A 12,187-nucleotide genomic window follows, 5' to 3' on the forward strand; every position below is an offset into this window, starting at 1 on the left:
GAAGTGCCGGGGCGCTCGTTGTGCGGGATACAGGCTCCCTGTGGTCATGCCTTGGCCCACGCTGATCACCCGAACGGGTGGTCCGGTCGTGGGCGTGCAACCCCGCAGGACCCCCGTGGAGTCGACCGTCATGACGAGAGGAGGTGCCGCCAGTGATCGCGAACGTATCGGCGCACCGGCGGGCGAACGCCTTCGCCCAGGCCCTGGAGGAGCTGTCCGACCGGGGCCCGGCGGCCGAGCAGTCCGAGGGACCGGAACCGGCCCCGGCGGCGGACCAGACCGAGCAGGGCCGCTTGACGGCCCTCGCCACCGGTCTCGGCGCGCTGCCCAGGCCGGAGCTGGACCCCGAGGTCAAGGCCGTCCAGCGGGCCCAGCTGGTGGCCGCCATGGAGGCCATGCTGCAGGAGGGCACCGCGGCGGGCGAGGCGAGTGAGCTGTCGGTGCCCGGTCAGCGGGGCCACCGGGGCAAGGGTGCGCACCGGGCGAGCGGCCTGGGGAAACTGCGGCCGCGCACACGGCTGACCAAGGGCCTCGCCGCGGGCGGGCTCAGCGTCGGGGTGGCCGCGAGCGCCTTCGGCGGAGTGGCCGCCGCCAGCTCCGACGCCCTCCCCGGTGACTCGCTGTACGGCCTCAAGCGCGGCATCGAGGACTTCAAGCTCAACTACCTCACCGACGGGGTCGACGACCAGGGGCAGGCCTACCTGGACCTCGCCTCGACCCGGCTGAGCGAGGCCAGGCGGCTGCTGGAGCGGGGCCGCGGCGGCCACCTGGACCACGAGTCCCTCGGTGAGATCCGCCGCACCCTGTCCGGGATGCAGCACGACGCCACCGAGGGCCACCGCCTGCTGCACGAGGCGTACGAGCGCGACCCGGAGTCCCTGGGACCCATCCAGGCGCTCTCCGCCTTCTCCAAGTCCCACCGCGACGCCTGGGGCGCGCTGCGCGAGAAGCTGCCCGTCCAGCTCGGGGACGTCAGCGACCAGGTCTCGTCGGTGTTCGACGCCATAGACCAAGAGGTCGCCCCGCTCCAGTCGCTGCTGCCCCAGCCCGCCGCCCCCGCCGACGGCGGCGGACGGCACCGGAAGGCACCGGCGTCACCGTCCGGCCCCACCGGTTCCGCCGGACGCTCCGCCCCGCCCAGCACCGGCAGCGGCAGTCCCTCGGGTGCTCACGGGTCCGGCAGCGGCAGCCCCACGGCGTCGGCGGGCAGCGGCAGCGAGAGCGGTGACGGTCTGCTCGGCGGCACCACCGGCGGTCTGCTCGACCCGCCGCAGTCCAGCGGCAGCGCCTCCCCGTCCGCCGGCAAGTCGCCCAGCAGCGACCCCGACGTCACGATCCCGCCCCTCCTCCCGGGTCTCCTGCCCGGCCTGGGCATCGACGGCGAGGACGCCAAGTAGCACCCGCCCGGCAGCCGTACGACGGCCAGGGCGCCCCTCACCGGGGGCGCCCTCGTCCCGGAGGCGGGCGCCCCGGGGCACGTCTCAGAAGAACACCGACCGCCGCTGTACCAGGAGCTTGTACAGCGTGTGCTGGATCTGTTCGCGGACCTGGTCGGTGAGGTTGAACATCAGCATCGGGTCCTCGGCCGCCTCGGGCGGATAGCCGTCCGTCGGGATCGGCTCGCCGAACTGGATCGTCCACTTCGTCGGCAAGGGCACCGCACCCAGCGGCCCCAGCCAGGGGAAGGTCGGCGTCAGCGGGAAGTACGGGAAGCCGAGGAGCCGCGCCAGCGTCTTGGCGTTGCCGAGCATCGGGTAGATCTCCTCCGCCCCGACGATCGAGCACGGAATGATCGGCACCCCTTGGCGCAGCGCCGTGGAGACGAAACCGCCGCGCCCGAAGCGCTGGAGCTTGTAGCGCTCGCTGAAGGGCTTCCCGATGCCCTTGAAGCCCTCCGGCATCACCCCGACCAGCTCCCCCTGGCCCAGCAGCCGTTCGGCGTCCTCCGCGCACGCCAGGGTGTGGCCCAGCTTGCGGGCCAGCTCGTTGACCACGGGCAGCACGAAGACCAGGTCGGCCGCGAGGAGCCGCAGGTGCCGGCCGGCCGGGTGGTGGTCGTGCACCGCCACCTGCATCATCAGCCCGTCCAGCGGCAGCGTGCCCGAGTGGTTGGCGACGAGCAGCGCGCCGCCCGCCTTGGGGATGTTCTCGATCCCCTTCACCTCGACCCGGAAGTACTTCTCGTACACCGGCCGCAGCAGGGACATCAGGACCTGGTCGGTCAGCTCGGCGTCGTAGCCGAAGTCGTCGACCTCGTACTCCCCGGTGAGGCGCCGGCGCAGGAACGCCAGGCCGCCGGCGACCCGCCGCTCCAAGCCGCCGTCGCCCTCCTCGGCCCCACGCGGGGGCTGCGGCGGCCGCTCCTGCTCCGGCTCACCGCTCTCGGCGCCCTCGTCCTGCGCCACCGCGCCCGCCGGCAGCGGCTGGACCTCCCTGACCACCGCGGAGTCGCCGCCGGAACGCCGGCTGCCCGGGCTCCGCCGCCGCGACGGCCGCGCTCCGCCGCTCCCTCGGGAACGGTCGTCGTCGAACGGAATGACCTTGGCGTCCGCCATCGTTGCTGCGCTCCTCAGTTGGCGCTCGGCGTCGGGGGGTGGCCGCCGCCCCGTCGGGACAGCGCGGCGATCCGGTCGACGGCCCCCGCGAGGGCCTCGGGCGGCAGCAGTCCGGGGCCGCGGCTGCGCGCGAAGTCCGCGAAGGTCTCGGCGGTCGTGTACCGGGGCGCGAATCCCAGCGTCCGGCGCATCTCGTCCGTGGCCACGACCCGGCCGTGGGTGAGCAGCCGGATCTGCTCGGGCGAGAAGTCCGTCATCCCCAGCGTACGCACCAGCGAGCCCGCCCAGGTGACCGCCGGCAGCAGCAGCGGCACGGTCGGGCGGCCCAGCCGGCGCGCGCACTGGGACAGCAGCAGCACACCGTCCCCGGCGATGTTGAAGGTGCCGCTGTTCAGCGTGCCCCGGCGGGCTTCGTGCGAGGCGATGCGCAGCACGTCGATCACGTCGTCCTCGTGCACGAACTGCAGCCGCGGGTCGTAGCCGAGGACCGTCGGCAGCACCGGCAGCGCGAAGTACGAGGCGAGCGGCGTGTCCACGGTCGGTCCGAGGATGTTGGCGAACCTGAGCACGCACACGGCCACGTCGGGACGGCGCCGCGCGAATCCCCGCACGTACCCCTCGACCTCGACGGTGTCCTTGGCGAAGCCGCCGCTGGGCAGGGACTTGGCCGGGGTGGTCTCGGTGAACACCGCCGGGTCGCGGGGCGCGGAGCCATAGACGTTGGTGCTGGACTTCACCACCAGCCGGCGGACGTTCGGGGACTTCTGGCAGGCGCCCAGCAGCTGCATGGTGCCGATGACGTTGGTCTCCTTGACCGTGGCCCGGCTGCCGCCGCCTAGGGCGGTGCCGGTCACGTCCATGTGGACGACCGTGTCGGCGGCCGTCTCGGCCAGCACCCGCGCGAGGGTGGGCTGGCGGATGTCCGCCTGGATGAAGTCGGCGCCGCCCAGATGGTGCTCGGGCGGGACCGCGTCCACGGCGACCACCCGGTCCACCTGCGGGTCACGCTGGATCCGCCGGACGAACCGGCCGGCGAGCCGGCGGGCCACTCCGGTCACGAGCACGATCTGTCCCAAGCTCAGCGCCTTCCTTCACGTCGCGTCCCGCGTTCCCCGTGTGCGGCCAACCTATCCTGGCCGGTGTCGCGCTGTGATGACCGCCGACTGCGCTATGTGACGCGTGTGGCCCCCCACCGCACGGGTGGGGGGCCACAGACACGCTCTCGCGATGTCGCGCACTACGCAGTGGCGACCGGCGTCACTACTTCTTGTTGCGACGCTGGACGCGGGTGCGCTTCAGCAGCTTGCGGTGCTTCTTCTTGGCCATCCGCTTGCGCCGCTTCTTGATAACAGAGCCCACGACTACCCTCGCTCACTTCTCATCACTCGGTGTTTGGGCGCCATGGGCCCACACGACCTACGAGGGGCTAGCCTACCCGCAGGAGCGGCGCACTTGTTAATCGGTGGGCCGGGAGGGACCCGGCGGTACCCGGTACGGGTCCCCCTCCGTTGCCGTCAGGCGGTTTCCACCCCCACATAGCTCTCGCGAAGGTACTCGTGAACCGCTTGCTCCGGGACGCGGAAGGACCGCCCCACCCGGATCGCGGGCAGATGACCGCTGTGCACCAGCCGGTACACGGTCATCTTGGACACTCGCATCACCGAGGCGACCTCCGCCACGGTGAGGAACTGAACCTCGTTCAGAGGCCTCTGGTCAGCTGCAGCCATGACACACCTGCACCTTCCGCACTCGACGGCCACCGGCTTCCCCTTCCGGTGACTCTTCGTCGCTGCGTGCTCACTCCCCAGACTAGGGGCGGGTGATGCGAGTGGGGAAGAGGTGCACGCATCGCCGGGCTACAGCGACAGACGCGCTCGATTGAGCACGTAGCGGACCAGCGGACGGTAGTAGTCGGCTCGCACACCGTCATCAAGTGGAACGACGACGGACACGCGCCCCTCCGCCTGCCCCACGAACGGTGCCGGGTCGTCGGTGTCGGCCAGACCCATGGCCTCGAACCCCAGCTGACCTGCCCCGCAGACCCAGCCGTGGTCCCCGATCACCAGCTCGGGCAGCGGGCCGCCGGCGTCCGCGGCCGCGTCGAGGGCCACCCGAACCGGGAGCGGCGAGTGCGTGTGTGCGCCGGGCTCACAACCGGGGCGTTCGGGGCCGGCGGGCCGTACCAGTGCGACGCGGCGTACGTAGTCGAGGTGGTGCGTACGTAGACCGAACCGGGTCGTTATGTCGACACAGCGACCCTGCGCGGGGGTGAGGACAGTACATCCCGCCGCCGACAGGGCGTCCGCGAGCGCGGCGTAGAAGACGAGCAGCCGGTGCGGGTGCCCGGTGCCGAGCAGCACCGCCGTACGGCGCCGGGCGGCCAGGCCGAGGCGGTCCGCGAAGGCACCGAGGGCAGCCAGGGTCAGCTCCGGGTCAATCACATCATGGCCGAAGGTGTGCAGCGGATCGGCCGAAACCCCGCACTTCTCGGCCATCAACCCGATCAGTTCGCGCTGCCCCCAGGACCGTTCGGGGTCGATCCCGATCAGCGCCCGGGGATCACCGGCGGCGAACAGCCGGTAGCTCCGCAGGCTCACCTCCCGCGTGGTGGCCACCACCCCGGCCAGTCCGGCGCGCACCAGGTGGGCGCGGAGTGCAGCGGTGCTCGACACGAAGCGATGGTGCCGGACGCGTGACAGGCACGTCCCGGGAACCGGGAGAACACCGCACGGTCGGCGTAACGCCGGTACGTCCGCCACGGGGCGGCCGTTCCGCCGGGCGGGCCTTTTGTTCCCCCGGCCACCGCACGTCGGCCCCCGGCCACCGGCCGCCACCCGCCGGCCCCCGACCGCTGTTCGCCACCCGCCGACCGCTGTCCGCCGCCCGCTACGCGAGCAGGCCCCGCAGGGGGAACACCGCCCGTCGCGTGGCGCGGATCGCCTGGTCCAGCCGGTCCGCCGGGTCGTACCCCGCCTCCCAGTCGGCCCACGTCACCGGCCACCGCCCGTCCGTCATCCGCATCGGCCCCAACTGCCGTGTCCGCGCGTACACTTCCTGCCGCCAGCTCTCCGGGATCACCGTCTCCGGCTCCACCGGCCGCCCCGCCGCGATGCCCACCAGATGCGTCCACGACCTGGGGACGACCTCCACCACCGCGTAACCGCCGCCGCCGAGCGCGACCCAGCGCCCGTCGGCGTACGCGTGCGCCAGTTCGTGGCACGCCACCTGCACGGCCCGCTGCGCGTCCAGGGAGACGGCCAGGTGCGCCAGCGGATCCTCGAAGTGGGTGTCGGCGCCGTGCTGCGTCACCAGCACCTGCGGCCGGAAGTCCGCGATCAGCTCCGGGACGATCGCGTGGAAGGCCCGCAGCCACCCCGCGTCCCCGGTGCCGGCGGGCAGCGCCACGTTCACCGCCGAGCCCTCCGCGCAGTCGGCGCCCGTCTCCTGCGGCCAGCCGGTCTGCGGGAACAACGTCCGCGGATGCTCGTGCAGCGAGACCGTCAGCACCCGCGGGTCCTCCCAGAACGCCGCCTGCACCCCGTCGCCGTGGTGCACGTCGACGTCGACGTACGCGACCCGCTCGGCGCCGAGTTCGAGGAGCCGCGCGATGGCCAGCGCCGCGTCGTTGTACACGCAGAAGCCGGACGCCGCGCCCGGCATCGCGTGGTGCAGCCCGCCCGCGAAGTTCACCGCGTGCAGCGCCTCCCCGTGCCACACCGCCTCCGCCGCACCCACCGACTGGCCGGCGATCAGCGCGGAGACGTCGTGCATCCCGGCGAAGGCGGGATCGTCCAGCGTGCCCAGGCCGTACGCGCCGTCCGCAGCGCCCGGATCCGCCGACGCCGACTTCACCGCCTCGATGTAGTCCAGCCGGTGCACGAGCCGCAGCGTCGAGTCCCCGGCCGGCTTGGCCGCGACCAGCCGGACCTCGCGGTCCAGGCCCAGGGCGCCGACCAGTTTCCGGGTCAGGGCGAGGCGGACCGGATCCATCGGATGGTCCCGGCCGAAGTCATACCCCGTTACTGCCTCGTCCCACATCAGCTGTGCGCGGCCGCTCATGCCCGCCACCGTATCGGTCCGCCCGCGGCGCGAACGACCTGGCGTACACCAGCGTCACCAGCACCAGAACCATCGGCACCAGCATCGCCCCGCGATAGCTCCACGCGTCGCCGAGCGCCCCCACCAGCGGCGAGCCGACCAGGAAACCCACGTAGTTGAAGATGTTCAGCCGTGCGATCGCCGCGTCCGACGCCCCCGGGAACAACCGCCCGGCCGCGGCGAAGGTCTGCGGCACCAGCACGCACAGCCCGAGCCCCAGCAGCGTGAACCCGAGCATCCCCGCCCAGGCGCCGGGCGCCCCGGCCACCACCGCGAACCCCAGCGCCGCCACCAGCGTGCCCAGCCGCACCACGGTCACCGCCCCGAACCGCCGCACCCCCACGTCCCCGATGGCCCGCCCCAGCAGCGTGGTCACCATGTAGACGTTGTACGGGACCGTCGCCAGCTGCTCCGAACTCCCCAGCGTGTCCTGGAGGTACTTGGCGCTCCAGTTGGACACGGTCGAGTCGCCGATGTACGCGAAGGTCATCACCAGGCAGAGCGGCAGCAGCAGCCGGAACACGAGCGTGCCGCCCGCGCTCCCGCCGCCGGCCCCCTCGGTCCCGGGCCCGGCGGCCTTCCCGTCGACGTACCACAGGCTCCCCACGAAGGTCGCCGGCAGCAGCACCGCCACCACCGGCAGGTACGACACCCACAGCGCCAGGTGCCAGTGCGCCCCCACCCAGGCCAGCGAGGCGCCGACGATCCCGCCCAGGCTGTAGGCGGCGTGGAAGCTGAGCATGATGCTGCGGCCGTAGGTCCGCTGCAGGCTCACCCCGAGCATGTTCATCGACGCGTCCAGCGCACCGACGGCGAGCCCGAACCCGGCGAGTGCGACGGCCATCGCCGCGATGCCGTGCCCGGCGCCGGCGCCCAGCAGGGCCAGCAGCACCAGCGGCTGGGACCAGCGGAGCAGCCGGCTGGGGCGTATCCGTCTGACCAGTTGCTCGGTCGTCACACTGCCGGCCCCGGCGAGGACCGGGACGGCGGCGAGGACGATGGGGAGCTGGGCGTCGGTGAGGCCGTACCGGTCCTGGATCGCGGGGATGCGCGTCACCAGGAGGGCGAAAGCGGTGCCCTGAGCGAAGAAGCTGAACGCCAAAGAGGCCCTACCGCGCCGCAGCACATCTGTCATGGCGGCGAGCGTAGGGCCCGTGGCTACCTGTGGGTAGATCCGGTCAAAGATGAATTTCCTTCAGCTTCGCGCGGACGGTTCAGACGGCGACGGCGGTGGCTGCGACGACCGCCGGAGCGGCAGCCGTGGCGGCGGGGACCGACGGAGCGGCGGTGGCGACCTCCGGCTGCCCGGTCCCGGTCCCGGCCTTCCCGGCCTCGACCTCGGCGGCCAGCATCCCCTCCATCGGACCGGCGGCCGCCCCGCCGCTGACCACGAACGCGACGACCATCGTGCCGACCATGATCACCGAGCCGAGCCAGACCATGGTGTCCACGGGCAGGGTGTACGCGCCCACGACCCGCGCCACGCACTCGGCCAGCAGCGCCGTGCCCCAGACGGCGGAGAACACCCGCTCCTTGCCCCGGAAGGCCGCCGACCCGGCCGCCGTGCCGGACATCAGCCGCCCCCAGGCGGCTTCCCTGGCGGCGTCCCCCTTCACCAGGAAGGGCTTCATCCCCGCGGTCATCATCGGCTTGCCGAGCGCCACGGAGACCAGGATCCCGATGGCGACGGTGCTGCTGACCCCGCTGTCCTTGGCGAGCATCAGCCGCGGGTCACCGGAGACGAAGCTCAGCAGCAGCGAGACGACGTTCACGAAGAGGATCAGAGCCGCCAGGCCGTTGGCCCGGCGCTCACGGACCAGACTCCACACCGTCCGCAGGGCCGGCGCCGCGCTGCTCCAGGCCAGCGCCGCGAAGGTGCTCATCCCGAGGGCGTCCTTGAAGACGTAGTACGAGCCGAGCGGCAGCGCCACGTCCAGGATCAGCGGCTTGAAGTTGGCCAGCACGCTCGGGTTCTCGGTGGTGCTCCGGCTGCGGTTCCCCGTCTTCTTCGTCATGCCCTCAGCTTCGCCGCCGAAGGGGGCCCGCCGACAGAAACGATCGTCCGGAGGTCCGCATGACAAATGTCAGCCCCGCGCCGGTGGCCCCGGTCATACGCCGTCTCATACCAGCAGGTCAGGCAAGTCCGCCATGTCACCGAAGAGTTGAGTGGCTCCGCCGAGCCGGTCGGCGGGCGTCATCGCGGTGAACCCGTACACGTCCATCCCGGCCGCCAGGGCGGCCCGCACGCCCAGCGGGGAGTCCTCGACCACCACGCACCGCTCCGGAGCGACCCCCATCCGCTCGGCCGCGTGGAGGAAGAGGTCCGGTGCCGGCTTGCCCCGTCCCACGTCCTGCGAGCTGAAGATCCGCGCGTCGTCGAACCACCGGTCGAGGCCCGTCGTGCGGTGCCCCACCCGGATCCGCTCATGGCTCCCCGACGAGGCGACACAGTACGGTGTCCCGTCCGCGGTCAGCTTCTCCAGGACCTCCACGACGCCGGGCACCGGCTTCAGCTCCCGCTGGAACGCGGCGAAGACCCGGGCGTGGAAGACGTCGTCGAAGTCGTCGGGCAGCCGCTGCCCCGTGCGCTCCAGCACGAAGTCGTGGACCCTGTGCATCGCCGCCCCCATGTAGTCCCGGAGGGAGTCCTCGTACGAGGTGGGGTGTCCCAGTTCGGTCAGATAGGCGGCGAGGAGACGGTTCGAGATCGGCTCGCTGTCGACGAGCACACCGTCATTGTCGAAGAGGACGAGGTCATAGCGCATACCAAGGAGCCTAAACAGGTCCGAAAAAGCAGAAAACCCCGCACCGTGAGGTGCGGGGTTTTCCCTAAAATTTGTTCGGCGGTGTCCTACTCTCCCACAGGGTCCCCCCTGCAGTACCATCGGCGCTGTAAGGCTTAGCTTCCGGGTTCGGAATGTAACCGGGCGTTTCCCTCACGCTATGACCACCGAAACACTATGAAACTGTCAACCGCACCACACCGTGACCTGGCATGGGGTTGTTCGTGGTTTCAGAACCAACACAGTGGACGCGAGCAACTGAGGACAAGCCCTCGGCCTATTAGTACCGGTCACCTCCACACGTTACCGTGCTTCCAGATCCGGCCTATCAACCCAGTCGTCTACTGGGAGCCTTACCCCATCAAGTGGGTGGGAGTCCTCATCTCGAAGCAGGCTTCCCGCTTAGATGCTTTCAGCGGTTATCCCTCCCGAACGTAGCCAACCAGCCATGCCCTTGGCAGAACAACTGGCACACCAGAGGTTCGTCCGTCCCGGTCCTCTCGTACTAGGGACAGCCCTTCTCAAGACTCCTACGCGCACAGCGGATAGGGACCGAACTGTCTCACGACGTTCTAAACCCAGCTCGCGTACCGCTTTAATGGGCGAACAGCCCAACCCTTGGGACCGACTCCAGCCCCAGGATGCGACGAGCCGACATCGAGGTGCCAAACCATCCCGTCGATATGGACTCTTGGGGAAGATCAGCCTGTTATCCCCGGGGTACCTTTTATCCGTTGAGCGACGGCGCTTCCACAAGCCACCGCCGGATCACTAGTCCCGACTTTCGTCCCTGCTCGACCCGTCGGTCTCACAGTCAAGCTCCCTTGTGCACTTACACTCAACACCTGATTGCCAACCAGGCTGAGGGAACCTTTGGGCGCCTCCGTTACCCTTTAGGAGGCAACCGCCCCAGTTAAACTACCCATCAGACACTGTCCCTGATCCGGATCACGGACCCAGGTTAGACATCCAGCACGACCAGACTGGTATTTCAACGACGACTCCACACACACTGGCGTGCATGCTTCAAAGTCTCCCAGCTATCCTACACAAGCCGAACCGAACACCAATATCAAACTGTAGTAAAGGTCCCGGGGTCTTTCCGTCCTGCTGCGCGAAACGAGCATCTTTACTCGTAGTGCAATTTCACCGGGCCTATGGTTGAGACAGTCGAGAAGTCGTTACGCCATTCGTGCAGGTCGGAACTTACCCGACAAGGAATTTCGCTACCTTAGGATGGTTATAGTTACCACCGCCGTTTACTGGCGCTTAAGTTCTCAGCTTCGCCCCACCGAAATGGAGCTAACCGGTCCCCTTAACGTTCCAGCACCGGGCAGGCGTCAGTCCGTATACATCGCCTTACGGCTTCGCACGGACCTGTGTTTTTAGTAAACAGTCGCTTCTCGCTGGTCTCTGCGGCCACCCCCAGCTCACGGAGTAAATCCGATCACCGAGCGTGGCCCCCCTTCTCCCGAAGTTACGGGGGCATTTTGCCGAGTTCCTTAACCATAGTTCACCCGAACGCCTCGGTATTCTCTACCTGACCACCTGAGTCGGTTTAGGGTACGGGCCGCCATGAAACTCGCTAGAGGCTTTTCTCGACAGCATAGGATCATCCACTTCACCACAATCGGCTCGGCATCAGGTCTCAGCCACAAGTGCGACGGATTTACCTATCGCACGGCCTACACCCTTACCCCGGGACAACCACCGCCCGGGATGGACTACCTTCCTGCGTCACCCCATCACTCACCTACTAACCGCTTGGGCCGGCGGCTCCACCACTCCCCTCAACTCCGAAGAGATCAGGGCGGCTTCACGGCCTTAGCATCACGATGCTCGATGTTTGACGCTTCACAGCGGGTACCGGAATATCAACCGGTTATCCATCGACTACGCCTGTCGGCCTCGCCTTAGGTCCCGACTTACCCTGGGCAGATCAGCTTGACCCAGGAACCCTTAGTCAATCGGCGCACACGTTTCTCACGTGTGAATCGCTACTCATGCCTGCATTCTCACTCGTCAACCGTCCACAACTACCTTCCGGTGCTGCTTCACCCGGCAGACGACGCTCCCCTACCCATCCACACAGGCGTTGGCCCTATTGTGTGAATGACACGACTTCGGCGGTACGCTTGAGCCCCGCTACATTGTCGGCGCGGAATCACTAGACCAGTGAGCTATTACGCACTCTTTCAAGGGTGGCTGCTTCTAAGCCAACCTCCTGGTTGTCTCTGCGACTCCACATCCTTTCCCACTTAGCGTACGCTTAGGGGCCTTAGTCGATGCTCTGGGCTGTTTCCCTCTCGACCATGGAGCTTATCCCCCACAGTCTCACTGCCGCGCTCTCACTTACCGGCATTCGGAGTTTGGCTAAGGTCAGTAACCCGGTAGGGCCCATCGCCTATCCAGTGCTCTACCTCCGGCAAGAAACACACGACGCTGCACCTAAATGCATTTCGGGGAGAACCAGCTATCACGGAGTTTGATTGGCCTTTCACCCCTAACCACAGGTCATCCCCCAGGTTTTCAACCCTGGTGGGTTCGGTCCTCCACGAAGTCTTACCTCCGCTTCAACCTGCCCATGGCTAGATCACTCCGCTTCGGGTCTTGAGCGTGCTACTGAAACGCCCTGTTCGGACTCGCTTTCGCTACGGCTACCCCACCCGGGTTAACCTCGCAACACACCGCAAACTCGCAGGCTCATTCTTCAAAAGGCACGCAGTCACGAGAATGTGCAAGCACATTCCG

At 68.8% G+C, this 12,187-nt stretch carries 10 protein-coding genes and 2 rRNA genes (1 of these 12 only partly in view); 1 reads left to right on the top strand and 11 read right to left on the bottom strand.

The window, feature by feature from the left end; genetic code table 11:
* Positions 1-152 precede the first annotated feature (152 nt).
* Positions 153-1,397 carry a DUF5667 domain-containing protein gene (locus AC6I72_RS13885; protein ID WP_498001064.1) on the top strand — a complete coding sequence of 415 codons (1,245 nt, stop codon included), beginning with the start codon at positions 153-155 and terminating at the stop codon, positions 1,395-1,397.
* Between the two features lie 84 nt (positions 1,398-1,481).
* On the opposite strand, the gene AC6I72_RS13890 is transcribed toward AC6I72_RS13885, so the two are convergent.
* The 11 genes from AC6I72_RS13890 to AC6I72_RS13940 form a co-directional block, all read right to left on the bottom strand.
* The gene (locus AC6I72_RS13890) at positions 1,482-2,555 is read right to left on the bottom strand and encodes a lysophospholipid acyltransferase family protein (RefSeq protein ID WP_498001065.1); all 1,074 of its coding nucleotides are present in this window, start codon (positions 2,553-2,555) and stop codon (positions 1,482-1,484) included.
* A 14-nt stretch (positions 2,556-2,569) separates the two neighbouring features.
* Positions 2,570-3,631 (bottom strand): NAD-dependent epimerase/dehydratase family protein, encoded by a 1,062-nt coding sequence (locus tag AC6I72_RS13895; RefSeq protein ID WP_498001067.1) that lies wholly within the window; start codon positions 3,629-3,631, stop codon positions 2,570-2,572.
* 184 nt (positions 3,632-3,815) lie between these two features.
* Positions 3,816-3,914, bottom strand: a complete 99-nt coding sequence (locus AC6I72_RS13900; RefSeq protein ID WP_003948845.1) for a 30S ribosomal protein bS22 — start codon at positions 3,912-3,914, stop codon at positions 3,816-3,818.
* Between the two features lie 155 nt (positions 3,915-4,069).
* Entirely contained in the window at positions 4,070-4,282 is a 213-nt protein-coding gene (locus AC6I72_RS13905) for a helix-turn-helix domain-containing protein (protein WP_158771693.1), read from the bottom strand.
* A 129-nt stretch (positions 4,283-4,411) separates the two neighbouring features.
* Positions 4,412-5,227, bottom strand: coding sequence for a phosphatase (locus AC6I72_RS13910; RefSeq protein ID WP_498001069.1), 816 nt, complete (start codon positions 5,225-5,227; stop codon positions 4,412-4,414).
* A 214-nt stretch (positions 5,228-5,441) separates the two neighbouring features.
* Entirely contained in the window at positions 5,442-6,614 is a 1,173-nt protein-coding gene (locus tag AC6I72_RS13915; RefSeq protein WP_498001071.1) for an acetoin utilization protein AcuC, read from the bottom strand.
* Complete coding sequence (locus AC6I72_RS13920; RefSeq protein ID WP_498001072.1) at positions 6,565-7,788, bottom strand: MFS transporter; 1,224 nt, start codon at positions 7,786-7,788, stop codon at positions 6,565-6,567. Before AC6I72_RS13920 ends, AC6I72_RS13915 begins: the two co-directional genes overlap by 50 nt.
* Before the next feature lie 79 nt (positions 7,789-7,867).
* Positions 7,868-8,668: a VC0807 family protein gene (locus AC6I72_RS13925; protein ID WP_498001073.1), complete on the bottom strand. Its 801-nt coding sequence runs from the start codon at positions 8,666-8,668 to the stop codon at positions 7,868-7,870.
* Between the two features lie 105 nt (positions 8,669-8,773).
* The gene (locus AC6I72_RS13930) at positions 8,774-9,418 is read right to left on the bottom strand and encodes an HAD family hydrolase (RefSeq protein ID WP_498001074.1); all 645 of its coding nucleotides are present in this window, start codon (positions 9,416-9,418) and stop codon (positions 8,774-8,776) included.
* A gap of 73 nt (positions 9,419-9,491) precedes the next feature.
* A 5S ribosomal RNA gene (rrf, locus tag AC6I72_RS13935) occupies positions 9,492-9,608 on the bottom strand.
* Between the two features lie 88 nt (positions 9,609-9,696).
* A 23S ribosomal RNA gene (locus tag AC6I72_RS13940) occupies positions 9,697-12,187 on the bottom strand (it continues 628 nt past the right edge of the window).

Source organism: Streptomyces sp. Xyl84, from assembly GCF_059731885.1.